Raw genomic sequence first — 22,932 nt, forward strand, 5'->3', positions numbered from 1 at the left:
CCGTTTAATAGGTGCGCAGATTGGGCAGTTTTCGGTTGAGAACGTGCCCATCTGCGCTCTGCACATAGCAGGGCGTGGCGCGCAACCAGTCGTCCTGCACAGCGCATTGCACCATGAACGCTGCCAGATCAGCACGGCGGGTCAGCCAATGCCCCTCGGGCGGTCGATCTGCGTAGGCTTGGGGCGGGGGCGACGCGATCACATCATCCTGAAGGTATCCGGCCCGAACGGCGGTGTACTGCAAGCTGGGATATCCGCTCAACATCCGCTCCATGCTGCGCATCTGCGAATAAACACGAGTCAGCGCCATGACGGGGCCGGTGCGGAACCACAACGGCCCGAAATCATTGCTGCGCGACCACAGCGCTGAAATGCATATCAGTCTGTCGACGCCCGCGCGTTGCATCGCTTCGATGACGTTTTCGTGCCCATCCGTGTAGAGCGGCGGCGGGTTGAGCAGCGTTTTCGGGTCATTCGCCACGCCCAATGCCGATATGACGGCATCGACATCCTGCAAAGCCTCGTCCAGTCCTTCGCCAGACAACACGTTTACCTTCACCGGGCGAACCTGTTCGTCGGTTGCCTCGATATCCCCGGGATCGCGGGCGGCGGCTGTGACCGCCAGCCCGGCATCGAGCGCGGCTTGCATTACCAGCGCTCCGGTGCCCCCGGTCGCGCCGAGCAATAGGATGCGTTTCGTCATGAAGCCCTCCCGCAATGTCATGCAGGACAAGTATACCGACTGCGGTTCAGTTCAGGGCAGGAATCATGTTTTGCTCCGCGGCAAGTTCGCGCATCCGCTTTTGCAGCTTCTCGAAGGCACGGACCTCAATCTGACGGATGCGTTCCCGACTGACATTGTAGACTTGACTGAGATCTTCGAGCGTTTGCGGCTCATCCTTCAGCTTGCGCTCAGTCAGGATATGGCGCTCACGCTCGTTAAGCTCCTGCATCGCTTCCATCATCATGGAGCGGCGATTGTCCAGCTCGTCCTGCTCGGCATAGGCCTCGGCCTGATCGGCATCGTCGTCGGTCAGCCAATCCTGCCATTCGGACGCGCCCTCGCCATCGGATTTCAGCGGTGCGTTCAATGAGGCGTCACCGCCCGACAGCCGCCGGTTCATCGAGGTGACTTCTTCCTCCGTCACGCCCAGATCGGTGGCGATGCGCGAAACATTGTCGGGGCGCAGATCACCATCCTCCAACGCGCCGATCTTGTTCTTGGCCTTGCGCAAGTTGAAGAACAGCTTCTTTTGCGCCGCAGTCGTGCCCATCTTGACCAGCGACCAGGACCGCAGGATGTATTCCTGAATGCTGGCGCGGATCCACCACATCGCATAGGTGGCCAGACGGAAGCCCTTCTCGGGATCGAAGCGTTTGACCGCTTGCATCAGGCCGACATTCGCCTCCGACACCACCTCAGCCGTCGGCAGGCCGTAGCCGCGATAGCCCATAGCGATCTTTGCTGCCAGGCGCAGGTGCGATGTCACCAACTGGTGCGCGCTGTCGGAATCCTGATGGTCCACCCATGCCTTGGCCAGCATGTATTCCTGCTCCGGCTCCAGCATGGGAAACTTGCGGATTTCCTGCATGTAACGGCTCAACCCCTGTTCGGGTGACGGGGCGGGAAGTGATGTGTAAGTGCTGGCCATGGTGCGTCTCCCTCGTAACGGTCTCAATGGTCATTTAAGGATTGTACGGATGAAGACAAGAAATCCGTCACGAATGTTGCGATTGTTCACGTGTTCGCGTGCAGTTCCGCAATTCCTGCAACAATTGCGCGAAATCTGCGGGCAGGGGGGCCTCAAAATACAGGTTTTCACCGCTGATCGGATGGACAAAGCCCAGGCTGGTCGCGTGCAGTGCCTGTCGGGGGAAGCGTTTGAGCATCTCCGCCCCGCGCGGCACGGTGCGATGCCCGCCATAGACCGGATCGCCGACCAGCGCGTGCCCGGCATGGGTCATGTGCACCCTGATCTGATGGGTGCGCCCGGTTTCCAGACGGCATTCCAGCAGCGCCGCCAAGGGGCGGGCCAGGTCGAAGCGTTCCAGAATCTTCGCCCGTGTTACGGCATGGCGACCGCCTGCACGCACGGCCATCTTCTTGCGATCCGCAGGGTGACGGTCGATCTCGGTCGCGATGCGGATCAGGCCTCCCGCCTCGAAGGTGACGCCGGAAATGCCGCGCAGGCGCGGGTCGGCGGGATCGGGAACGCCGTGGCACAGGGCCGTGTAATGGCGGGCGATGTCATGACGTGCGAAAGCGGCGGACAGGGGCTGATGCGCCGCGTCGGATTTGGCCACCACCAGCAAACCGGAGGTATCCTTGTCGATCCGGTGCACGATGCCGGGCCGTCGTTCACCGCCTACGCCCGATAGCGTGTCGCCGCAATGGTGCAGCAGGGCATTGACCAGCGTGCCGTCGGGCGCACCGGGGGCAGGGTGCACGACCATGCCGGCAGGTTTGTTGACCACGATCAGGGCGTCATCCTCGAACACGACATCCAGGGGAATGTCCTGCGGTTCGGGCGCGGCATCGGCGGGCGGCGGCGGTTGCACGGTGAAGCTTTCGCCGACAGCGACCTTGCGCTTGATGTCCGTCTCAACCCCGTCCGGCCCGGTGACGGCGCCGCTTTCCACCAGATTGCGCAGGCGCGAGCGGCTCAGCCCGACCCCCTCTGGCGCTGCGTCGGCCAGCACCTTATCAAGGCGGCCAGAACTGCCTGCCACAATGTGGAAAGGATGCGACATGACATCTCCAGATGAGTTTCCGCCCGAACCGCCACGGTTGCGCGCGTTGCGCCGATTGGTCACGACCCTGACGATCGTGCTGATCGCAGGGGTCATAGTCGTAGTTGTCCTGCTTGTCATCCGGTTGAGCCGGATTTCAGCCCCCCCCGAATTTCCCGATCACCTCGCCGCCCCGCAAGGAGAGAGCGTTCGCGCCGCCACCATGGGCACCGGGTGGAACGCCATCGTCACACGCGATGACAGCGGCGTGGAGCGTATTCACATCCTGCGCCCCGACGGCACGATTCGCCAGACGGTTGAGGTGACGGTGGAGTGACGGCCCCGAACCGGTCAGCGCAATTTCGGTGCGGCGGCCCCGGCGATCAGGAAGAACACCCCGATCACGACCAGAATCGGCGCCAGCGGCGTATACAGGATGGGCGCGATGACGCTTTCCCAGATCCACGGCGCCAGATATCGTTCGACCCCCGGCTGCAATCCCAGCAAGCTTTCGCGGTGGAACCCGGCCCAGACCGCACCGGTCTCGGCCAGCTTGAATTCGCGGTCCTGTAAGGTGGTGGCGGAAAAGTCGAACCAGACCCGCAGCAGCGCAAGCGCCATGAAGATGTAGCCGATTGCCTTGAATGTCTTCCGCATCTTGATCTTCCCCTGAATGTTCGCGCAGCCTGCGCCCGAACAGTACGCCGCCGCCTGAGGAACGCAAATGTATCAATCCTTCGAGATGACCACCTCGCCCGAGACCGGCGCCGCACGACTGCGCGCGTTGCGTGCCGAACTGTCGCGGCGCGGCCTTGACGGGTTTCTGGTTCCGCGTGCCGATGCGCATCAGGGTGAATACGTCGCCGCCCGTGATGAGCGGCTGTCATGGCTGGCGGGGTTCACCGGCTCGGCCGGTCTTTGCGCGGTTCTGCCGGATCATGCGGGCGTGTTCATCGACGGGCGGTATACCTTGCAGGTGCGCGGGCAGATCGACCTCGACCATTTTACGCCTGTCGCCTGGACGGGGCAGGAGGTCGGCCCGTGGATCGCCCAACATCTGTCCGAAGGCATCGTCGGATTCGATCCGTGGCTGCATACCCCACGGGAAATCGCGGCGTTGCGCGAAAAGCTGCCGTCTGGTGTCGAGTTGCGCGCGTTAGACTCCAACCCGCTGGATGCCGTCTGGCACGATCAGCCGCCGCCGCCCGACGCGCCCATTGTCGTGCACCCGCTGAACCTGGCGGGTGAGGCGAGTGTGGACAAGCGCGCGCGCCTGGCCGAAGATTTGCGCGGGAAGGGTGCCGAGGCGGCCATCCTCAGCCTGCCAGACAGCATCGCGTGGCTCCTCAATATCCGGGGGGCGGATATCGCCCGCACTCCTGTCGCGCTGCTGTTTGCGATCCTGTATGCCGATGGCTCCGTCGATCTGTTCAATGCGGCGGAGCGTGCCGATGATGCCCTGCGCGCGCATCTCGGCCCGGATGTGCACCTGCATGGGATGGATGCCTTCGCCGCGACGCTGGACGCATTACAGGGCACGGTCGCGCTCGACCGGTCCTCCGCACCCGTCTGGATCGCGGACCGGGTGGCGGATGCATTGGATTTCGAACCGGTGCGCCTGCCCAAGGCCCGCAAGAACGCAGCCGAGATCGAGGGCGCACGCAACGCGCATGTCCGCGATGCCGTCGCGATGGCGCAGTTCCTGCACTGGCTGGATCAGAACGCGCCGAGCGGTAAGTTGAGCGAAATCGCCATCGCGCGCGAACTCGAATCATTCCGAAATGCCACCGGTCAGTTGCGCGACATCAGCTTCGAGACGATATCGGGTGCCGGCCCGAACGGTGCGATCGTACATTACCGCGTTACCGAAGCCTCCGACCGAATCCTGTCTCCGGGGGAGGTGATGCTGGTGGATTCCGGTGGACAATATCCCGATGGCACGACCGATATCACACGTACGGTGGCGGTGGGGCCGGTCGATCCGGAGGCGGCGCGGGCCTTTACGCTGGTTCTGCGGGGCATGATCGCGATCAGCCGTCTGCGATGGCCCTCGGGGCTGGGCGGGGCGCATATCGACGCGCTGGCGCGGGCGCCGCTGTGGTCAGCGGGCATGGATTACGCCCACGGCACAGGGCATGGCGTCGGGGCCTATCTGGGCGTTCACGAAGGCCCGCAGAGCCTGTCGCGCCGGTCCGCCGTGCCGTTCGAGCCGGGCAATATCCTCAGCAACGAACCGGGCTATTACCGCGAGGGCGCGTTCGGCATACGAATCGAGAACCTGCTGGTGGTCCAGCCGCCTTCGGACGTGCCCGGTGGCGATGCACCGATGCTGTCCTTCGAGACGCTGACACTGGTACCCATTGACCGCAGGCTGATCCTCCCCCACCTTCTGACATCGGAGGAGCGTGACTGGCTCGACCGATATCACAACCGAGTGTGCGCCCAGATTGGCGCCCTCGTTCCCCCTGCGACACGCGACTGGCTCAAAGCCGCCTGCGCGCCGCTACCGAAAGATTGAAGAACGCGTCACCGACCTGTCATGCCCTGCATGGCAGACCGGTTGAGGACGTTCCGTTTGAGGAGGAGACCGCAATGGTCGAAAAGCACATTACCATCGTCGAGGCCAGTGAACCCTGGACCGTCCGCACCGCCGGCGCAATCATCGCGGAGAGCGCCAACGCACTCCAACTGATCGAGGGCGACAATCCCGCCGTGATCTATTTCCCCCGCGCAGACATCGCGATGGCCTTTCTGGATCCTTCGGACAAGACGACACATTGCCCGCATAAGGGCGAGGCTGAGTATTTTTCCATCGTTACGAAAAGCGGCACGCTGGTCGATGTCGCCTGGTCCTATCCCCAGCCGAACGAAGGGGTGGAGCAGATTGCCGGCCACATCGCGTTCCACACCGATCGTGTAACTGTCGAGCGGTTCTGAACGGCGAAGGCGGGCGTCCCCTGTGGGGCATCCGCCCTGTCGGATCCCGGCGGGATTCTCGTTCTGCCCGATCTAATTGGCTCGGTATACTGGCTGAACCGGGCGGTGCGGCCCCGCTTCTTTCCATTTCAGGTCATGGCACGTCGCGCGTTCTTTTGCGCGCGCGGATCATCTGCGATCTTCCACCCTGTCACCTGCGGTGCTAGGACCGAAGGGCAGGAGGACAGATGCGCGACGTCATCAAAGCGAACTTTGCGCGCCACCGCGATGGCCTGGCAGGCATGTTGCGACGTATGCGCACGCGCGGTCCCGATCAGGTTCAATTCTGGCTGATCGCGCTGGTGATCGGTGCGCTGGCCGGTGTGGCCGCCATCGGGTTTCGTGAAGGTATCGCGCTGCTGCAACGCACCGTTTACGGTGAAACGGATGAAATGCTGCATTCCCACCTGTCCACCTTGCCGTGGTATTGGGTTCTGGGAATCCCGGTCGTCGGCGGTTTTGTTGTCGGCCTGATCCTGTGGCGGTTCACGCCTGACGGGAGGGGTCGCTCCGTCGCCCATGCGATCGAGGGCGCGGCCCTGGGCCACGGCCGGGTAGAGCAGGAAGCCGGGCTTGCCTCCGCCGCCGCGTCACTGATCACATTGTCCACCGGCGGCTCGACCGGGCGTGAGGGGCCGGTGGTTCATCTGGCCTCGCTGATTTCCTCTGCCGTGTCCAACTGGCTGCGTGCACCCGATATCACCGCACGCGATCTGATGGGCTGCGCCGTGGCGGGCGCGGTCAGCGCCAGTTTCAACGCGCCGATTGCGGGTGCTCTTTTCGCGTTGGAGGTGATCCTGCGCCACTTTGCCATCCACGCCTTTGCCCCGATCGTGGTGGCCTCCGTATCCGCCACGGTGGTCAGCCGCATGTGGTCGGGCAATGTGCCTGAGTTCACGCAACCGGTCAGCACCCTAGCCTTCTATGTCGAGATTCCGGCCTTCATGGTGCTGGGGCTGGTCTGCGGTCTGGTGGCCGTGGTGATGATGCGCGCCATCTTTCTGGCCGAGGATGCAGGCGACTGGATCGCGAAGCGTCTGAATCTGTGGTTGCCGCTTCGCCCGGCATTCGCGGGTCTGCTGCTGGGTATGATCGCGACGCAGTTTCCCCATATCATCGGCGTCGGGTATGAGACGACGACCAAAGCCCTCAACGGCCATCTGCTGTTGTGGACCGCGATCATTTTCGCCGTGGTCAAGGTCGTGGCCGTCGCCATCACCATGGCGGGGCGCATGGGGGGCGGTGTCTTCTCACCCTCGTTGATGCTGGGCGCGCTGACGGGGTTGGCCTTTGGCTGGATCGCGACCTCCATCTTTCCGTCAGTCTCCGGGTCGCAGGCGCTCTATGCGCTGGCGGGGATGGGGGCGGTTGCGGCGGCGGTGCTGGGGGCGCCGATCTCCACCACGCTGATCGTGTTCGAGATGACGGGCGATTGGCAGGCCGGGATCGCGGTGATGGTGGCGGTGTCGCTGGCCTCCGCCGTGGCGGTGAAGTTTGTGGACCGGTCCTTCTTTCTCACCCAACTGGAACGCAGCGGGCGGCATGTCGCCGCCGGGCCGCAGGACTATGTTTTGTGCACCATCACGGTCGGCTCCCTCATGCGCCCGCGGGGGGCGGAAAACGGTGCCTCCGACACGCAAAGCTGGGCGCTGGTGGAGCAGGGGGCCTTTCTCACGCGCGGTGACACGCTGGAATCCGCCCTGCCGATGTTCGACCAGATCAGCGGCGGCATGATCCCCGTGGTGCAACCTACCGGCGACGACAGCCCGCCAGAACTGCTGGGCGCAGTGTTTCACGTCGAGGCGTTGAAAGCCTACAACCGCGCATTGGCCCAGATTGCGGAGGAGGAACATTCATAGGGGCGCGCCAAGGTTTTGCGCGCCCGATCTCGCTGGATGCTCGGTCTTGCTGGATGATCTTGCGACGTGGCGGCAACCGGCACCGCGCATCACGGTCCGTTGAAGTTTCCCGCGCGATTGCGGCCACGCTCGACATGATCCGCGCGCGAAACCCGTTAGCGTTCAGCCCTGCGGCAGATTCGCGCGCAGGAAGCGGATCGTGTTTCCGCCCATGACGGCCGCGATGTCCTGGTCCGACAGTCCGGCCTCGATCAAGGCATGGGTTACGGCGGCCAGCTCCGACACGTCGAACGTCGTTTCCACCGCCCCGTCATAATCGGAGCCGAGCGAGACGTGATCCACGCCGACGACCTCGATCGCGGCCATGATCGCGGCGGCAATGCCGGCGGGGGTAGCGTCGCAGGTCACGTCCTCCCAAAACCCGATCCCGATCAGACCGCCTTCGTCCGCGATGCGCTGCATCAGCTCATCGGGGAAGTTCCGCACCGTTTCGCAATGGCTGAAGATGCCGGTATGGCTGACGATGACGGGGCGGCGCATGATGTCCAGAACGTCCTCGGCCATCTGGGGCGAGGCATGGGCAAGATCGACGATCATCCCACGATCCTGCAGGCCCGCCACGACCCTGCCTCCGAAATCGGTCAGGCCCGCCCCGCGTGAGCCGTGCAGCGATCCGCCCAATTCGTTATCAAAGAAATGCATCAGACCGACGAGCCGGAATCCCACATCGTAGATCGTGTCCAGATTGGCCAGATCGCCCTCCAGAACATGGGCACCCTCAGCCCCCAGAATGCCTGCGATAGGCTGGTGCCCCTCGCCCCGTTCCGCCAGTGCCGCATCCAGATCCGCTGCCGTTCGTACGAAGCGCAGCATGTCGGGATGCGCGTCCGCCGTTTCCTGTAGCCGGTTGGCCTGATCCAGACCACGCTCCAACAGGCTGGTCCACGTTCGAACGGGACGCAACTGGCCGAAGCTCAGCAATGTGATGTTGTCGCGCGCGTCGGTCGCGTTCGCCTCGTAGTTTTGCCCCGCCGGGCTTTTCGTCACGGTGGTGAAGACCTGAACCGCCACGTTGCCCTCTGCCAGGCGCGGCAGATCGACATGCCCACGCTCGGACCGCTCGGCCAAATCGCGGTCCCACAGCAGGCTGTCGGCGTGCCAGTCCGCGATGGTCAGGCTGTCATGCAGGCGCTGCGCCTCGGCCGAGACGGGCCATCCCTCATGCTCCGCAACCCGGTTCTGGGCGTTTTCCGTCAGTCCCGGTGCGAAGATGAAAAAGCCCGCCACCGCCAATAGGGCGAGGGCGAGCAGGGTGTAGGCTAACTTGCGCAGCATTTCAGGATCCCCCTCGATTTTGATCCTGAAATTGCTCAATCATAACGTGCGCGGTCAAGCGCAATCGTCGCGTCAGTCCTCCATCGCCTCCAACTCGTCGATCAGGCCCTCGATAACGCTCAAGCCCTTGTCCCAGAACTTGGGATCGCTTGCATCCAGCCCGAACGGCTCCAGCAATTCCTTGTGGTGCTTTGAGCCGCCTGCCTCCAGCATCGCGAAGTATTTCTCCTGAAAATTCTCGTCGCCGTCTTCGTAAACAGCATAGAGCGCGTTTACCAAGCCGTCACCGAAGGCATAGGCATAGACGTAGAAGGGCGAGTGGATGAAGTGGGGGACGTAGCTCCAGAATGTCTCGTACCCGTCCACGAACTCGAACACCGGGCCCAGGGATTCGGCCTGAACGCTCATCCAGATGGCGTTGATGTCGTCGGGGGTCAGTTCGCCCTCGCGCCGGGCGGCGTGCAGCTTGCACTCGAAATCGTAAAAGGCGATCTGGCGCACGACCGTGTTGATCATGTCCTCTACCTTGGAGGCCAGAAGCGCCTTGCGCGCGGTGCCCTCCTTGCCCTCCAGCAATTTGCGGAAGGTCAGCATCTCACCGAACACACTGGCTGTTTCGGCCAGCGTCAGCGGAGTGGAGGACAGCATCTCACCCTGCTTCGCCGCCAAACGCTGGTGCACGCCGTGGCCCAGTTCGTGTGCCAGGGTCATGACGTCGCGCTGCTTGCCCAGATAGTTCAACATCACGAAAGGATGGGCATCCACGACAGTGGGATGGGCGAAGGCGCCCGGGGCCTTGCCCGGTTTTACCGGCGCGTCGATCCAGCCCTTGGTAAAGAACGGCTCCGCCAATTCGGCCAGCCGCGGATCGAAGCCGGAATAGGCGTCCAGCACGGTCTGCTTTGCTTCCTCCCAACCGATGGTGCGATCGTCGGAAATCGGCAATGGCGCGTTGCGGTCCCAGACCTGCATCGTCTCCAGCCCCAGCCACTTTGCCTTCAGCGCGTAATAGCGATGCGACAGTCGGGGATAGGCCGCGACAACCGCGTCGCGCAGCGCTTCGACCACTTCAGGCTCCACATGGTTCGCAAGGTGGCGGGAGGCCTGCGGCGTCGGCAGTTTGCGCCACCGATCCTCGACCTCCTTGTCTTTGGCAAGCGTGTTGGTGATCCGGGAGAACAGCGGCAAGTGATGCCAGAAGACGGCGATCAAAGCGTGGGTGGCGGTTTCGCGCCGGGCGCGGTCGGGATCGCTGAGCAGGTTCAGCGTTGCCTCAAGGCTCAGCTTTTCTCCCTCGACGTCGAATTCCAGCCCGGCCATCGTTTCATCGAACAGGCGATTCCACGCGGCGGCCCCGACGACGGATTGATCGTGGAGGAACGTCTCCAACTCGTCGCTCAACTGATAGGGCTTCATCGCCCGCATCCGATCCAGAACGGGTTTGTAGCGGGTCAGCGTCTCATCTTGACTGACCAGCAGATCGAAGCGCTCATCCTCGATCCGGTTCATTTCCAGACTGAAGAACACCAGATCGGAGGAGATCGTGGTGATCTTGTCCTGCATGTCTGACATGAACTTCGCACGGTTCGCATCCGTGGTGTTCTGATAATAGCGCAACCCGGCAAAGGACATGATCCGGCCCATGACCGACTGCATCCCTTCATATCGCTGGATGCAGGTGCCCAGGGCGATGGCGGTCTTGTCGGACAGTTGCCCCTCGTAATCCGCGCGGAATCTTTTCGCCTCCTCGGCCAACCAGTTCAGGTCGCTGGCGATCTTGGGGTCGTCCTGTCCGGCATACAGGGCGGAAAAATCCCATTCCGGCAGATCGGCCATGTCACCGCCGCCACCACCTTCACCGGGTTGCAGACAGGTCAGCGGGCGAAGGGGACGGATCGAATTCATCGGATGCTCCGGTTTGAAATGGATGTGCTGACCCTCAGGTAAGCCATGCCAAGCAAGAGACAATGCGCAGATAAAGTTTCCTGATCATTCAGGTGAGCGTGCGAACGCAAAAACGCCCCGACAGTGATGCCGAGGCGTTTTCAAATTTCAAATCGAAGGCGTTCAAACCTTCACTGAAATCAGTTGTGCAGAACGATGCCTTCCTTCGTGGAGGCGGATTCGCACAGGCCGTCGGAAGCGACGATCACGCAGTCATAGGTGACTTCCTGAACAGGTGCCGCAACGCCATCGACGCTGATCTCAACGCGACGGTTACGTGCTTCGCGCACGCCGTCTGCGGTGGGGACGGCCAGGTCCAGCTCGGAACGACCCGAAGCGGTAATGATCGCGGGGTTCACACCGTTGCCGACCATTGCGCCAACGACGGTTGCCGCGCGTGCTTCGGACAGTGCCTGGTTGTAGGCGACGGAACCGACGGTGTCGGTATGGCCCACGACGGACACGGACGTGGAGCCCTCAGCCGCGCCGGAGGCTGCGGACACGGTCTCAGCGCCGAGCGCCGACAGGTCAGCGCGATCGAACGCGAAAAAGACCGTGTAGTCGGTCGCCACGGTGGGTGCCGGTGCCGGTGCGACAGCCACAGTAGTGGTCTCGCCTGCACATGCTGCCAGGAACGCAGCCGCGCCGATCATCATAACGGAAGCAGTTTTCATCCCTCTCTCCATTCTTTGTTAGAGGTGATTTCGGCCCAGCAAATGCACCAGACCATCCGGGTTAGAACGCGGTATTAATTGATTTAAGTACAGCGTCACGCAATCACGCGGCTCCGATTATTGCGGACTGATGCATTTCAGCATCGGCCCTATACCAAATATGACATTCAGCACGAAGCGCGCTCTCAACAATAGTATGCTGGCGAACGCGGGTCCGCCAGCAGAGTCTCTTATTCTACACCGATTTCGACACGACGGTTACGTGCTTCGCGCACGCCGTCTGCTGTCGGGACGGCCAGATCCAGCTCGGAACGGCCCGCAGCGGTGATGATCGCAGGGTTCACACCGTTGCCAACCATCGCGCCGACGACAGTTGCTGCACGTGCTTCGGACAGTGCCTGGTTGTAGGCGACGGAACCGACAGTATCGGTGTGGCCCACAACGGAAACCGTGGACGAACCAGTGCTGCTGGCGACATTGGATGCGGCCACGACGGTTTCTGCGCCGACCGGCGTCAGATCGGCGCGGTCAAACCCGAAATACACCGTGTAGTCTTCCGCGACGACTTCGACGACTGGCTCTGCGACGACCACTTCGTCATTGCCGCCACATGCAGCCAGAGCAAATGCGGAACCAGCGAGGAGGAGAGTTGCGTAGGTCTTCATGGTAATTTCCCTTTTTCGAATGCCGAGATCGCGGAGGATCGTGCAAAATGCGGATATGTCGATGTGTCCGACCAACGACCCGGTGCTGCATTGGTTCCCATTCGGGGCAAATTCTTCGTGATAAACGGAACGACTCGACCTCAGGCCGCAGTTCGTTCGTGCAGAATTTCATCCCATGCGCGATTGATCGCGACCATTCGCTTGGTTGCCAGTTGAACGGCTTCCTCGGGGACACCCCGTGCGATCATGCTGTCGGGATGGGTCTCGCGTACCAGCGCACGCCAGCGGGCCCGCATCTCGTCCATTGTCATGTCGGGGCTGATGCCCAGCACATCGTAGGGGTCCTGTTCCGCATCGGGGACCTGCCGGGCGCGAATCGCGCGAAAGCACCGCTCGTCAATTCCGAAGATCTCGGCCACGCGGTGCAGGAATCGATCCTCAGCCGGGTGATAGAACCCGTCTGCGGCGGCGATATGAAACAGCCCCTCCAGCAGATCCTGACGCACGGCTTCGTCATAGGCCAACATGCGGGCGATCTGGGTGGCGTAGGATTCGAAGCCTGCCGAATCGGTGCGGGCCATGTCGAAGATGCGCGCGGCCTTCGCCTCATCCTCGGGGGCGATCTGAAAGACCTCGCGAAAGGCCGTCACCTCGTCCCGTGTTACTTGACCATCCGCCTTCGCCATCTTGGCGCCCAGGGCGATGACCGCGATGGTGAAGCCGACGCTGCGCTCCGGATTCGAGGCGAGTCTGTCGAACACGACCGACAGCCCTTCGCCTGCGCGAAGAGCTGACAGCGCCTCAACTATGCGGGTCCAGATCGACATGCGCCGACCATAGCAGAATCCGGGAGGAGAACCATGCGTCGATTTATCAGATCACACGAACGCGACCGGCGACACGCACGCCTGCGCCCTGTCCCGGCAGGGCGGTGGCGAACAACCTGCTGGGCACACCCATGTCGTGGCCTTGCGCGATTTCGATTCGGCCGTGGCGTAGATTCGCATCGCGCCACCAGCCTGCCAGTGCAGCCGCCGCGGCACCGGTCGCGGGGTCCTCGATCACACCGCCCGAGGCGAAGGCGTTGCGGGCATGCACAATGCCATCCTGCGCCACATGGATCAGGGAAATCGTGACCAGGCCGACCTCACGCATCAGGGCGGCCCCCTCGGACAGGTCATAGGTCATCGTCGCGAGGCGGCTGCGGTCGTGCAGGCTGATGATCAGGTGATCGGCCCCTGCATGGGCGCAGGTCGGTCGCAGGGTGGGATCCAGATCGCCCCCCGTCAGCCCGAAAAGCAGCATCGCGCGGGCAACCGTTCCGGCCAGCGGTGCGTCGTGATGCGCGGGCGGGGATGTCAGCTCCGCCTGCCAGTGATCGCCCTCCGCCTCGGCCCGAACCTCGACCGGGCCGGCGGCGAAGGTATCCAGGTGAAAAGCACCCGCGCCATGGGCCTGCCCCAGCGCGGCCCCCAGTGCCACTGTGGCGTGACCGCAAAAGGGCACCTCCCCCACGGGCGCGAAATATCGCACGGACCAACGTTCACCGACCGGTGCGGCGAAGACGGTCTCGGAATACCCGACCTCGCGCGCCACATCCTGCATGGTCTCCACATCCGGCAGGCTGTCGCGGATCACCACACCTGCCGGATTGCCGCCGAGATCCCCATCGGCGAAGGCCGCAAGCCGCTGTACATCCATGATATCTCTCCTGTTCAGGCTCCCGTCACGATGTGGCGCGGCGGCGACCCGGTCCAACGCCAATCCTTGATGCCATCCATCAAGCCTTTCACTTTCCTGAAATATCCCCGCCGGAGGCAATGCTTTCCTCTTGCCGCAGACCTTCCTGGAACGGGGTTTCGCGCAGCGATCTCAAAGTTTGCGATGCATCAGCACCAGCTCCAGATCACGCCCGAACTTGCGCCCGGCCCCGGGTATGCGCCCGACTTCAGTGAAGCCCAGGGCGGCATGAAAGCGGATCGCGGCGGTATTCTCCCCGCTGATTCCACCGATCATCGCGGTTTTTCCGTGCCGGATCGCCTGGTCGTACAGCGCGTGCATCAGGGCACGCCCGCCACCGCCGCGCTGGGCACCCTCAGCCAGCATCACGGTATGTTCCGCGACATGTGCGTAGCCGGTGCCGCCGCGAAAGGTCCCGTAGGTGGCAAACCCGGTGCAGTTGGTGTCGGTATCGAGGACCAGAACCGGCTCCCCTGCGGTGGCCTTCGCGGTCAGCCAGTGGCGCAGGTCCTTTGCCTCGGATGTGAAAGTGGCGGTCGTCAGCGCGATCACGCGGTTCCAGATTGTCTCGATCGCGGGAATGTCCGCGTTCTGTGCCATGCGTACCGCAGCGTGCATTGCTTGCCCTTCCGATTTTCCCGGTCCAAGACTGGGGTTGAACATGGGTGGAGCATAGAGCATCAGATGAGCGGCAACTGGGATTTCTGGATCGATCGCGGTGGAACCTTCACGGATATCGTCGCCCGCGACCCCGAGGGGGGGCTGTCCACGGCCAAGCTGCTGTCCGAAAACCCCGAACAATACGCTGATGCGGCGCTTGCGGGGATCCGCCGGTTCTTGGGCCTCGCCCCCGATGCGCTGATCCCGCTAAGCCGCGTCGGGTCGGTCAAGATGGGCACGACCGTCGCCACCAACGCGCTTCTGGAACGCAAGGGCGACCGCACCGCGCTGGTCATCACGCAGGGGCTGGGGGATCAGTTGCGATTGGCCTACCAGCACCGTCCGCGCCTGTTCGATCGCCATATCGTGCTGCCCGAAATGCTCTATGATGAGGTGGTCGAGGCGCATGAGCGTGTGCGCGCCGATGGCACGGTGGAACGGGCGCTGGACGCCGATCGCCTTCGCGATGACCTGAACCGCTTGCGAGCCGACGGCTTCGACGCGCTGGCAATCGTGTTCGTCCACGGCTACCGCCACACCGCGCATGAGGCACGCGCCGCCGAGATCGCGCGTCAGATCGGCTTCTCTCAGGTCTCCGTCAGTCACGAGGTCTCCCCCCTGATGAAGATGGTCAGCCGGGGCGACACCACCGTGGTGGACGCCTATCTGTCCCCGATCCTGCGCCGTTATGTGGACCGGGTCGCGGATGCGTTCGACGGCGATCCGGCGGGCAAGCTGATGTTCATGCAATCTTCGGGCGGGCTGACCGATGCGCGGTTGTTTCAGGGCAAGGATGCGATCCTGTCGGGCCCGGCGGGCGGCGTTGTGGGGGCGGTGCGCACCTCGCAGATCGCGGGGTTCGAGCGGATCGTGGGATTCGACATGGGCGGCACCTCCACCGATGTCTGCCATTTCGCGGGCGATTTCGAGCGTGTGCTCAACACCGAGGTTGCGGGCGTGCGCATCACCGCCCCGATGATGAACATTCACACCGTCGCGGCGGGCGGCGGGTCGCTGCTGACCTTTGACGGTCAGCGGATGCGTGTGGGCCCTGAAAGCGCCGGCGCCGATCCCGGCCCGGCCTGCTATGGCCGCGGCGGACCGCTGGCCGTGACCGATGCCAATGTGATGACGGGCAAGCTGCGACCGGAATTCTTCCCGGCTATCTTCGGCCCCGATGCCGACCAACCGCTGGATGTGGCCGCGACCAAGGCTGCCTTCGATATGCTTGTCATTCAGACCGGCAAAAGCGCGGAGGTACTGGCCGATGGTTTCCTGCGCATCGCGGTTGAAAACATGGCCAATGCCATCAAGAAAATCTCCGTCCAGCGCGGCTACGAGGTGTCGAAATACTGCCTGACCGTGTTTGGCGGGGCCGGGGCGCAGCACGCCTGCGCCATCGCGGATACGCTGGGCATGGAAACCTGTCTGATCCATCCGTTTGCCTCGCTGCTCAGCGCCTATGGCATGGGTCTGGCCGATATTCGCGCCGCGCGCCAGCAAGCGGTGGAGGCGGTGCTGGACGATAGCAGCCGACTGGAATCCGCGAATATCATCGAATCGCTGTCGGCGCAGGCGGCGGATGAAGTCATGGGTCAGGGGGTTCCCGCAAATTCCGTGCACTATGACCGTATCCTGAACCTCAAGGTGCAGGGCACCGACACCTCCCTGCCGATCCCGTTCGGGTCACTCTCCGAACTGCGCACGGCCTTTGACACCGCGCATCTGCAACGGTTCGGTTTCGCATCGCCCGATGCACCGCTGGTCATCGAAAGCGTCGCGGTCGAGGCCGTGGGCGAGGCGGGCGATCTGTCAGAGCCTACGCTGGACATGGCCGCGCGGGAGGAGAGTTACGACACCGCGCTTATCGCTCCGATTTATGTCAGCGGCTGGCACGACGCCCGCTTCGTCAAGCGTGAGGTCCTGCGCCCCGGCGACACCCTGACCGGCCCCGCCGTGCTGGTCGAGCCGCACACCTCCATCACGATCGAGCCGGGCTGGCAGGCGCGCATCACCGCACACGACCACGTCACCCTGCATCGGATCGCAGCGCGCGAGGATGCCCACGCCATCGGCACCCGCGCCGATCCCGTAATGCTGGAGGTGTTCAACAACCTCTATATGTCGATCGCCGAACAGATGGGCGCGGTGCTGGAAAACACCGCCGCCTCCGTCACGATCAAGGAGCGGCTGGATTTTTCCTGCGCGGTGTTCGATGCGGCGGGCGATCTGATCGCGAACGCGCCGCACATGCCGGTGCACCTCGGCTCGATGGGGGCCAGCGTCAAGGCGATCATCGCCCAGAATCCCGACATGGGGCAGGGCGACGTCTACGTCCTGAACGCGCCCTATAATGGCGGCACGCATCTGCCCGATATCACAGTGGTGCAGCCGATCTTCTCGGACGGGGGGGAACTGCTGTTCTTTACCTCTGCCCGTGGGCACCACACCGATGTCGGCGGTCTGACCCCCGGTTCGATGCCGCCCGACAGCCGCACCATTCATGACGAGGGCGCGTTGATCGACAACTGGAAACTGGTGGATGCTGGCCATTTCCGCGAACAGGAAACCCGCGATCTGCTGTTGTCGGCACAGCATCCCGTGCGGGCCGTAGACACCAATATTGCCGACCTCAAGGCGCAGGTGGCCAGTTGTGCCAAGGGGGCGGCGGAACTGCGCCGCATGGTCGACCTGTTCGGGCTCGACGTGGTGCGCGCTTATATGGGCCACGTGCAGGACAACGCCGAGGAATGCGTGCGCCGTGCGATCCAGACGCTTCACGATGCCGAATATGTCTACCCGATGGATCCCGACTTCGACGGCAACCCGCGTGAGGTGCGCGTCAAGATCACCGTGGACCGCGACACCCGGTCCGCCACCGTGGATTTCACCGGCACCACGGGGCAGCTTGCCACGAATTACAACGCACCCGAACCGGTAACGATGGCCGCCGTGCTCTACGTCTTCCGTCTGCTGGTGGATGACGACATTCCGATGAACGAGGGGGTGATGAAACCGCTCAGGGTGATCCTGCCCGGCGGCACCATGCTCAGCCCCCGATACCCCGCCGCGGTTATCGCCGGTAATGTCGAGACATCGCAGGCCGTGACCTCCGCCCTGCTGCTGGCGCTGGGCGTGCAAGCGGCGGCGCAAAGCACGATGAACAACACCACATGGGGCAACGCAACCTACCAGTATTACGAAACGATCTGCGGTGGCTCCGGCGCGGGGCGCCTGACCGACGGGACGGGGCATCCGGGCACTGGCGGCGTGCACACTCACATGACCAATTCACGCCTGACCGATCCCGAGGTTCTGGAATGGCGGTTCCCTGTCGTGCTCGATGAATTCAGCCTGCGCCGCGATTCAGGCGGGGCGGGGCAGTTTCGCGGCGGCGACGGCACCACACGCCGGATTCGCTTTCTGGAGGAGATGACCCTCGCCGTCCTGTCCGGCCACCGCATCGTTCCCCCACCGGGGCTGGAGGGGGGCGGTCCCGGCGAGGTCGGCGCCAGCCGCATCCAGCGCGCGAACGGTGAGGTGGAGCGTCTGAAATCCGCCGACCGCACCGAAATGGCCCCCGGCGATACCTACTGGCTCGACACGCCGTCGGGCGGCGGCTTCACGCCCGAGGCCTGATCCGGGGCCGCAGCGGAAAATTTGCCAACCACAGGGCAGCCGCAGCCCATGAAAACAGGAGTTATTCCAATGCATCTGAGCGTTTACCTTTCAGGCGAGATCCACACCGACTGGCGCGATGAAATCGCCCAGGGCGCGGCAGACCTGCCGGTCAGCTTCACCGCGCCCGTGACGGATCATGCCGCCTCCGACGATTGCGGCGTCGCGATTCTGGGCGCAGAATCCGACAAGTTCTGGCATGATCGCAAGGGCGCTGGCCTGAACGCGATCCGCACTCGCAAGGGGATCGAGGAGGCCGACATCGTCGTCGTGCGCTTCGGCGAAAAGTACAAGCAATGGAACGCCGCCTTCGATGCCGGGTACGCGGCGGCGCTGGGCAAGTCATTGATAATCATGCACGGTTCCGACCACGCCCACGCCCTGAAGGAAGTGGACGCAGCCGCGAATGCCGTATGCGAAACGCCGCAGCAGGTCGTGGACATGCTGCGCTACGTCATCGCCGGAACGCTGCCCGGCTAGGGTCACTCTCGCGGAGGGATGTTCATCGCTGCCTTGCTCGCCGGACGCCCGGCGTGCAAGGTCAGGTAGCGCGCGACATTGCCGTAGTCGGACATGCTCAGGGCTTCCTCCCCCTCGTAGAAGCTGACCGCGTTCAGCCATGGCCAGATCGCCATATCCGCTATCGTATGCTGACCGGCTGCGACAAAATCCTTCGCGCGCAGATGCTCATCCAGAACGCCCAGCAGCCGCTTCGCCTCCGTCGTGAAGCGATCCTTGGCATAATCGTCGGTCGTCTTGTCGGCAGCGAACTTGTGAAAATGTCCGAACTGCCCCAGCATCGGGCCGAGCCCGCCCATCTGCCACATCAGCCAGCTGAGCACTTCGGCCTTGGCCTGCGGCGCGGACGGCAGGAATTTTCCCGACTTTTCCGCCAGATAGATCATGATCGCACCCGTCTCGAAGATCTCGACCGGGTCGCCGCTCGGGCCGCAGGGGTCGATGATTGCGGGGATCTTGTTGTTGGGGTTGAGCGCCAGAAACTCCGGTGTCATCTGGTCGTTCTGCATGATGTTGATGGTATGTGCCTCGTAGGGCAGGCCGGTTTCCTCCAGCATGGCGGAGACCTTGATCCCGTTGGGTGTCGGGAAGGAATAGAGTTGAATTCGCTCGGGAAATTCCGGTGGACGCAGCTTGGTGATCGGATGGTCTGTCAGTTTGGTCATCGTCATCTCCTTGGGGATTGTCCCTCGAAGGTAGGCGCGAAACCGGGCGCAACCAACCACGGGCGCGAATCGCAAGTTTCTTGACCCCCACTCCGATCCCCTACAGGATAGGGATCGTATACGTGCCACAGAAGGGATGCTGGGGATGCTGCAGGAATTCAAGAAGTTTATCGCCAAGGGCAATGTCATGGACATGGCCGTCGGCATCATCATCGGCGCCGCGTTTACCGCGATCGTTCAATCCGTGGTGAAGGACCTGATCAACCCGTTCGTCGGATTGTTCACCGGCGGGATAGATTTCACCAACCTGTTTGTCGTGCTGGACGGCTCCGAATATGCTTCGCTGGTCGAGGCGCAGGAGGCCGGTGCCGCCGTCTTCGCCTATGGCTCGTTCATCAACGCCGTCATCAACTTCCTGATCATCGCCTTCGTCGTGTTCCTGCTGGTCAAGGGCGTGAACCGCGTCAAGGAAAACATGGCCAAGGAAGAGGAAGAAGTGATGCCCGGACCCGTGGGCCCGACGCAGGAGCAGTTGCTGATCGAAATCCGCGACCTGATGGCGCGCGGCACCACGCAGGTCTGAGCCTGCTGCACGCCGGGGAGCCTCCGGCGGGGATATTTCTGGAAGGAGAATGGGCCGGGGGCGAACCTCCGGCCCTTTGTCGTTTCGCTTACAGCAAGGTCTCGGGCGCGACCCAGTCGAGGTTCTGTGCCGTGGCCACAGCCTCATTCGTAAGGGTGCCTTCATGGACGTTCAGACCGGCTGCAAGGTGAGGGTCAGCGGCGCAGGCCGCTTTCCAGCCCTTGTCGGCCAGGGCCAGAACGAAGGGCATCGTCGCATTGCCAAGCGCGATGGTGGACGTGCGCGCGACCGCGCCGGGCATGTTGGCGACGCAGTAATGCACGATGCCGTCCACCTCGTAGATCGGATCGTCGTGGGTCGTGGCCTTCGACGTCTCGAAACATCCGCCCTGATCTATGGCCACATCGACCAGAACCGCCCCTGGCTTTAGCGTGGACAGATCGGCACGGGTGAGCAGCTTGGGCGCCGCCGCACCGGGGATCAGGACTGCCCCGACGATCATGTCGGCCTGCGTGACGAGTTCCGCGATATTGGCAGGGCTGGCATAGCGGGTGCCAAAGACGCCGCCGAACTGGTCGTCCAACTGCCGCAGACGGGGAAGGGAGAGATCCAGCACCGTGACGCGCGCGCCCATGCCCGCCGCGATCCGCGCCGCGTGGGTGCCCACGACGCCACCGCCGATGACGACAACGTCCGCCGGGCCGACTCCCGGTACGCCGCCCATCAAGACGCCGCGCCCGCCATTGGCCTTTTGCAGGGACCACGCACCGACTTGCGGGGCCAGACGACCGGCGACTTCGGACATCGGGGCCAGCAGGGGCAGGCCGCCGTTGCGGTCGGTCACAGTCTCATACGCGATACAGGTGGCACCGGACGCGAGCAGGTCCTGCGTCTGCGGCGTATCGGGGGCGAGGTGCAGATAGGTAAACAGGGTCTGCCCCTTGCGCAGGCGGGCGCGTTCATCCGCCTGGAGCTCCTTGACCTTTACGATCATGTCGGCGGCAAAGACCGCATCGACATCCCCGATCTGCGCCCCGGCGGCGATATAGTCGGCGTCGGAGAAACCTGCACCCAGACCGGCACCCGCCTGGATGGTGACCGAATGACCGCGCTCGGTCAGGGAATGGACGGCGGCGGGCGTCAGGCCGACGCGGTATTCACGAACTTTGATTTCAGTAGGGCAACCGATATGCATAGAAACCTCCGTTGAATTTATAACGTGCATCATGCTTGAACTTGCGTGCAAAGTGCTTGCGAAGATGTGTGGTACTTCGCCAGAATGTGACCGATTTCAGGCGTGGTTCCGTCGTATTGCGGGAGGATTTTCCGACAGTGGACTTGGATGCGCAGGACTTGAAGTTGCTGACCCTGCTGCAGCGCGATGCGCGACAGTCGAACGCGACGCTGGCCGAGGCTGCGAATCTCTCGGCCTCCGCCTGTCATCGCCGGGTGCGGCGGCTGGAGGCAGGCGGCGTGATTGCAGGCTATGGCGCCCGGCTGGACCCGGTGGCGATCATGCGGCGCACAGTCGTCTATGTGGAGTTCACCTTGAACGGGCAAAGTCAGGCGGTGCTCGACCTGTTCGAGGCTGCGATCCTGTTGGTTCCGGACGTGGTGGAATGCCATCTGATGGCGGGATCAGCGGATTATCTGGCCAAGGTGATGGCTGCGGACAGCGATGATTTCGCCCGCATTCACCGTGAGCATCTGTCCCGCCTGCCCGGAGTGGTCCAGATGCAGTCCAGCTTTGCCCTGCGCACGGTGCGCGCGGGCAGGGAGCTGCCGGTGCCTGCTTACAGAAGCCACAACAATAGATAGAGCGTCGCCAGACCGCCGAAGATCGCGCCCAACGTGTTTCGCGTCCCCGCACCGATGAGCAGCGCCACTAGTGCCGCGCCGATGCGGGCCGGGTCGAAGTCGCCATCTGTCGCGGCGGGCCAGACCACCAAGGGGGCCACCAGTCCCGGCATGACAGCCACCGGGACGTAGCGCAGCAGGCGCATGGTCCAGTCAGGAAAGCGCCGGCCCGTCATCAGGCCCAGAAACGAGAAGCGGATCGCGAATGTGCCGATTCCCAGTGCTATGATGACGATCCAGATATCTCGCATGTCCATCACGAGTCCCCTCCCCGGCGTTCGAGCGCGATTTCCGTCGCGGCCCCCGCGGCCATCGCCAGTGCCGCCGCAATGATCAGGCCCAGCGAATAGGGCACCCAGACCAGCGCCAGCGCTGCCACGATGGAGACGATAGCCGTCATCACATGCGGAATGGTGCGCAACATCGGCGCGATCAGTGCGATGAATGTGATCGGTACCGCGAAATCCAGCGCATATTCCTGCGGTATTGCGCTCCCCGCCACCGCGCCGATCCATGTGCAACCGTACCACAGGGGCGCGATCGGCGTCACGACTCCCATGAAATAGGCGAATTTGGACCGGACCGGGGCGTTTGGCTCCGTCTCGTATTGCGCCACCGACGCGGCATAGGCCTGATCGACCAGGAAATAGGCGACGAAAGCTTTCTTCCAAAGAGGCAATGAATTCAGATGCGTGCTCAGCGATGCGGAATACAGCGCCATGCGCAAATTGACTGCCAGCGCCGTGAGGATGACGATGAACAGCGGGGCGTTGTCCAGCATCAACGTCACGGCGGTAAATTGCGACGCGCCCGCGATCACCAGTACGGTCATCACCATGGTTTCCAGCAGCGGCAGCCCGGCCTCGGTCGCGACAACGCCGAACAGCAGCGCGAACGGCGCAATGACCAGCGTGAAGGGTGCGCCGTCGCGCACGCCGCGCCAGAACCATGCCGAGGTGTCGGCTGGGATAGAAGATATCTCGCCCATAGAAACGCCCCTTTTCGGATCGGGCGGACTATTGGCGATCCGGGCGGTGAGGCCAAGAC

Annotated in this window: 23 protein-coding genes; 8 read left to right on the forward strand and 15 right to left on the reverse strand. The window is 63.3% G+C overall.

Annotated features, from left to right (window positions below):
* Nucleotides 1-4: 4 nt before the first annotated feature.
* The 3 genes from G8E03_RS05920 to G8E03_RS05930 all read right to left on the reverse strand — a co-directional run bounded on the left by G8E03_RS05920 (nt 5) and on the right by G8E03_RS05930 (nt 2,751).
* A complete protein-coding gene (locus tag G8E03_RS05920; protein ID WP_166189711.1) occupies nt 5-703 on the reverse strand; it encodes an NAD(P)-dependent oxidoreductase in 699 nt (232 codons plus the stop codon).
* A gap of 46 nt (nt 704-749) precedes the next feature.
* Nucleotides 750-1,652 (reverse strand): RNA polymerase sigma factor RpoH, encoded by a 903-nt coding sequence (gene rpoH / locus G8E03_RS05925; protein ID WP_166189713.1) that lies wholly within the window; start codon nt 1,650-1,652, stop codon nt 750-752.
* A 67-nt stretch (nt 1,653-1,719) separates the two neighbouring features.
* Nucleotides 1,720-2,751, reverse strand: coding sequence for an RluA family pseudouridine synthase (locus tag G8E03_RS05930; RefSeq protein WP_166189716.1), 1,032 nt, complete (start codon nt 2,749-2,751; stop codon nt 1,720-1,722).
* Here G8E03_RS05930 and G8E03_RS05935 point away from each other — a divergent pair.
* Nucleotides 2,750-3,067 (forward strand): DUF6476 family protein, encoded by a 318-nt coding sequence (locus G8E03_RS05935; RefSeq protein ID WP_166189718.1) that lies wholly within the window; start codon nt 2,750-2,752, stop codon nt 3,065-3,067. The two genes, G8E03_RS05930 and G8E03_RS05935, sit on opposite strands and share 2 nt — an antisense overlap.
* A gap of 14 nt (nt 3,068-3,081) precedes the next feature.
* Here the strand turns inward: G8E03_RS05935 and G8E03_RS05940 are convergent, their stop codons facing one another.
* On the reverse strand, nt 3,082-3,387 hold the full coding sequence (locus G8E03_RS05940) for a hypothetical protein (protein WP_166189720.1): 306 nt from the start codon (nt 3,385-3,387) through the stop codon (nt 3,082-3,084).
* Nucleotides 3,388-3,454: 67 nt separating this feature from the next.
* Between G8E03_RS05940 and G8E03_RS05945 the strand changes: the two genes are divergently transcribed.
* The 3 genes from G8E03_RS05945 to G8E03_RS05955 all read left to right on the forward strand — a co-directional run bounded on the left by G8E03_RS05945 (nt 3,455) and on the right by G8E03_RS05955 (nt 7,565).
* On the forward strand, nt 3,455-5,248 hold the full coding sequence (locus G8E03_RS05945) for an aminopeptidase P family protein (RefSeq protein WP_166189722.1): 1,794 nt from the start codon (nt 3,455-3,457) through the stop codon (nt 5,246-5,248).
* 74 nt (nt 5,249-5,322) lie between these two features.
* Complete coding sequence (locus G8E03_RS05950; RefSeq protein WP_166189724.1) at nt 5,323-5,667, forward strand: DUF427 domain-containing protein; 345 nt, start codon at nt 5,323-5,325, stop codon at nt 5,665-5,667.
* 227 nt (nt 5,668-5,894) lie between these two features.
* Nucleotides 5,895-7,565, forward strand: a complete 1,671-nt coding sequence (locus G8E03_RS05955) for a chloride channel protein (RefSeq protein ID WP_430693241.1) — start codon at nt 5,895-5,897, stop codon at nt 7,563-7,565.
* Nucleotides 7,566-7,727: 162 nt separating this feature from the next.
* Here G8E03_RS05955 and G8E03_RS05960 read toward each other — a convergent pair whose 3' ends face one another.
* The 7 genes from G8E03_RS05960 to G8E03_RS05990 form a co-directional block, all read right to left on the reverse strand.
* Entirely contained in the window at nt 7,728-8,900 is a 1,173-nt protein-coding gene (locus G8E03_RS05960) for a dipeptidase (protein WP_166189727.1), read from the reverse strand.
* A 72-nt stretch (nt 8,901-8,972) separates the two neighbouring features.
* Nucleotides 8,973-10,736, reverse strand: a complete 1,764-nt coding sequence (locus G8E03_RS05965) for a M3 family oligoendopeptidase (RefSeq protein ID WP_166193922.1) — start codon at nt 10,734-10,736, stop codon at nt 8,973-8,975.
* 248 nt (nt 10,737-10,984) lie between these two features.
* Nucleotides 10,985-11,518, reverse strand: coding sequence for an OmpA family protein (locus G8E03_RS05970; RefSeq protein ID WP_205793279.1), 534 nt, complete (start codon nt 11,516-11,518; stop codon nt 10,985-10,987).
* A gap of 230 nt (nt 11,519-11,748) precedes the next feature.
* Nucleotides 11,749-12,183 carry an OmpA family protein gene (locus tag G8E03_RS05975; protein WP_166189732.1) on the reverse strand — a complete coding sequence of 145 codons (435 nt, stop codon included), beginning with the start codon at nt 12,181-12,183 and terminating at the stop codon, nt 11,749-11,751.
* Between the two features lie 140 nt (nt 12,184-12,323).
* Nucleotides 12,324-13,010, reverse strand: a complete 687-nt coding sequence (locus G8E03_RS05980; protein ID WP_166189734.1) for a molecular chaperone DjiA — start codon at nt 13,008-13,010, stop codon at nt 12,324-12,326.
* Nucleotides 13,011-13,056: 46 nt separating this feature from the next.
* A complete protein-coding gene (locus G8E03_RS05985; RefSeq protein ID WP_166189736.1) occupies nt 13,057-13,884 on the reverse strand; it encodes a PhzF family phenazine biosynthesis protein in 828 nt (275 codons plus the stop codon).
* 171 nt (nt 13,885-14,055) lie between these two features.
* Nucleotides 14,056-14,541, reverse strand: a complete 486-nt coding sequence (locus tag G8E03_RS05990) for a GNAT family N-acetyltransferase (RefSeq protein WP_166189739.1) — start codon at nt 14,539-14,541, stop codon at nt 14,056-14,058.
* A 66-nt stretch (nt 14,542-14,607) separates the two neighbouring features.
* Between G8E03_RS05990 and G8E03_RS05995 the strand changes: the two genes are divergently transcribed.
* Nucleotides 14,608-18,222: a hydantoinase B/oxoprolinase family protein gene (locus tag G8E03_RS05995; protein WP_166189741.1), complete on the forward strand. Its 3,615-nt coding sequence runs from the start codon at nt 14,608-14,610 to the stop codon at nt 18,220-18,222.
* Between the two features lie 69 nt (nt 18,223-18,291).
* Nucleotides 18,292-18,741 (forward strand): YtoQ family protein, encoded by a 450-nt coding sequence (locus G8E03_RS06000; RefSeq protein WP_166189742.1) that lies wholly within the window; start codon nt 18,292-18,294, stop codon nt 18,739-18,741.
* Nucleotides 18,742-18,743: 2 nt separating this feature from the next.
* On the opposite strand, the gene G8E03_RS06005 is transcribed toward G8E03_RS06000, so the two are convergent.
* Nucleotides 18,744-19,445: a glutathione S-transferase N-terminal domain-containing protein gene (locus G8E03_RS06005; protein WP_166189744.1), complete on the reverse strand. Its 702-nt coding sequence runs from the start codon at nt 19,443-19,445 to the stop codon at nt 18,744-18,746.
* 139 nt (nt 19,446-19,584) lie between these two features.
* Between G8E03_RS06005 and mscL the strand changes: the two genes are divergently transcribed.
* Nucleotides 19,585-20,028: a large conductance mechanosensitive channel protein MscL gene (gene mscL / locus G8E03_RS06010; RefSeq protein WP_205793355.1), complete on the forward strand. Its 444-nt coding sequence runs from the start codon at nt 19,585-19,587 to the stop codon at nt 20,026-20,028.
* 88 nt (nt 20,029-20,116) lie between these two features.
* On the opposite strand, the gene ald is transcribed toward mscL, so the two are convergent.
* Nucleotides 20,117-21,223, reverse strand: coding sequence for an alanine dehydrogenase (ald, locus tag G8E03_RS06015; RefSeq protein WP_166189748.1), 1,107 nt, complete (start codon nt 21,221-21,223; stop codon nt 20,117-20,119).
* A gap of 137 nt (nt 21,224-21,360) precedes the next feature.
* Here ald and G8E03_RS06020 point away from each other — a divergent pair, with 137 nt between their 5' ends.
* On the forward strand, nt 21,361-21,846 hold the full coding sequence (locus G8E03_RS06020) for an Lrp/AsnC family transcriptional regulator (RefSeq protein ID WP_166189750.1): 486 nt from the start codon (nt 21,361-21,363) through the stop codon (nt 21,844-21,846).
* Here the strand turns inward: G8E03_RS06020 and G8E03_RS06025 are convergent.
* Complete coding sequence (locus tag G8E03_RS06025) at nt 21,822-22,142, reverse strand: AzlD domain-containing protein (protein WP_185803657.1); 321 nt, start codon at nt 22,140-22,142, stop codon at nt 21,822-21,824. The two genes, G8E03_RS06020 and G8E03_RS06025, sit on opposite strands and share 25 nt — an antisense overlap.
* Complete coding sequence (locus G8E03_RS06030) at nt 22,142-22,873, reverse strand: AzlC family ABC transporter permease (RefSeq protein ID WP_166189755.1); 732 nt, start codon at nt 22,871-22,873, stop codon at nt 22,142-22,144. Before G8E03_RS06030 ends, G8E03_RS06025 begins: the two co-directional genes overlap by 1 nt.
* Nucleotides 22,874-22,932: the final 59 nt, after the last annotated feature.

It is taken from the genome of Pontivivens nitratireducens (genome assembly GCF_011290545.1).
In the GTDB taxonomy this organism is placed as follows: Bacteria; Pseudomonadota; Alphaproteobacteria; order Rhodobacterales; family Rhodobacteraceae; genus Pontivivens; species Pontivivens nitratireducens.

Excerpts from the sequence above, each read along its gene's own strand:
- G8E03_RS05955 (WP_430693241.1), top strand. The coding sequence starts at position 5,895 with ATGCGCGACGTCATCAAAGCGAACTTTGCGCGCCACCGCGATGGCCTG.
- G8E03_RS06005 (WP_166189744.1), bottom strand. The coding sequence starts at position 19,445 with ATGACCAAACTGACAGACCATCCGATCACCAAGCTGCGTCCACCGGAA.
- G8E03_RS05950 (WP_166189724.1), top strand. The coding sequence starts at position 5,323 with ATGGTCGAAAAGCACATTACCATCGTCGAGGCCAGTGAACCCTGGACC.
- G8E03_RS05995 (WP_166189741.1), top strand. The coding sequence starts at position 14,608 with ATGAGCGGCAACTGGGATTTCTGGATCGATCGCGGTGGAACCTTCACG.
- G8E03_RS06000 (WP_166189742.1), top strand. The coding sequence starts at position 18,292 with ATGCATCTGAGCGTTTACCTTTCAGGCGAGATCCACACCGACTGGCGC.
- ald (WP_166189748.1), bottom strand. The coding sequence starts at position 21,223 with ATGCATATCGGTTGCCCTACTGAAATCAAAGTTCGTGAATACCGCGTC.
- G8E03_RS05930 (WP_166189716.1), bottom strand. The coding sequence starts at position 2,751 with ATGTCGCATCCTTTCCACATTGTGGCAGGCAGTTCTGGCCGCCTTGAT.
- G8E03_RS05940 (WP_166189720.1), bottom strand. The coding sequence starts at position 3,387 with ATGCGGAAGACATTCAAGGCAATCGGCTACATCTTCATGGCGCTTGCG.
- G8E03_RS05970 (WP_205793279.1), bottom strand. The coding sequence starts at position 11,518 with ATGAAAACTGCTTCCGTTATGATGATCGGCGCGGCTGCGTTCCTGGCA.
- G8E03_RS05920 (WP_166189711.1), bottom strand. The coding sequence starts at position 703 with ATGACGAAACGCATCCTATTGCTCGGCGCGACCGGGGGCACCGGAGCG.
- G8E03_RS06025 (WP_185803657.1), bottom strand. The coding sequence starts at position 22,142 with ATGGACATGCGAGATATCTGGATCGTCATCATAGCACTGGGAATCGGC.
- G8E03_RS05945 (WP_166189722.1), top strand. The coding sequence starts at position 3,455 with ATGTATCAATCCTTCGAGATGACCACCTCGCCCGAGACCGGCGCCGCA.
- G8E03_RS05965 (WP_166193922.1), bottom strand. The coding sequence starts at position 10,736 with ATGGCCGATCTGCCGGAATGGGATTTTTCCGCCCTGTATGCCGGACAG.
- G8E03_RS06030 (WP_166189755.1), bottom strand. The coding sequence starts at position 22,873 with ATGGGCGAGATATCTTCTATCCCAGCCGACACCTCGGCATGGTTCTGG.
- rpoH (WP_166189713.1), bottom strand. The coding sequence starts at position 1,652 with ATGGCCAGCACTTACACATCACTTCCCGCCCCGTCACCCGAACAGGGG.
- G8E03_RS05960 (WP_166189727.1), bottom strand. The coding sequence starts at position 8,900 with ATGCTGCGCAAGTTAGCCTACACCCTGCTCGCCCTCGCCCTATTGGCG.
- G8E03_RS05935 (WP_166189718.1), top strand. The coding sequence starts at position 2,750 with ATGACATCTCCAGATGAGTTTCCGCCCGAACCGCCACGGTTGCGCGCG.
- G8E03_RS05990 (WP_166189739.1), bottom strand. The coding sequence starts at position 14,541 with ATGCACGCTGCGGTACGCATGGCACAGAACGCGGACATTCCCGCGATC.
- G8E03_RS05980 (WP_166189734.1), bottom strand. The coding sequence starts at position 13,010 with ATGTCGATCTGGACCCGCATAGTTGAGGCGCTGTCAGCTCTTCGCGCA.
- G8E03_RS05985 (WP_166189736.1), bottom strand. The coding sequence starts at position 13,884 with ATGGATGTACAGCGGCTTGCGGCCTTCGCCGATGGGGATCTCGGCGGC.
- G8E03_RS05975 (WP_166189732.1), bottom strand. The coding sequence starts at position 12,183 with ATGAAGACCTACGCAACTCTCCTCCTCGCTGGTTCCGCATTTGCTCTG.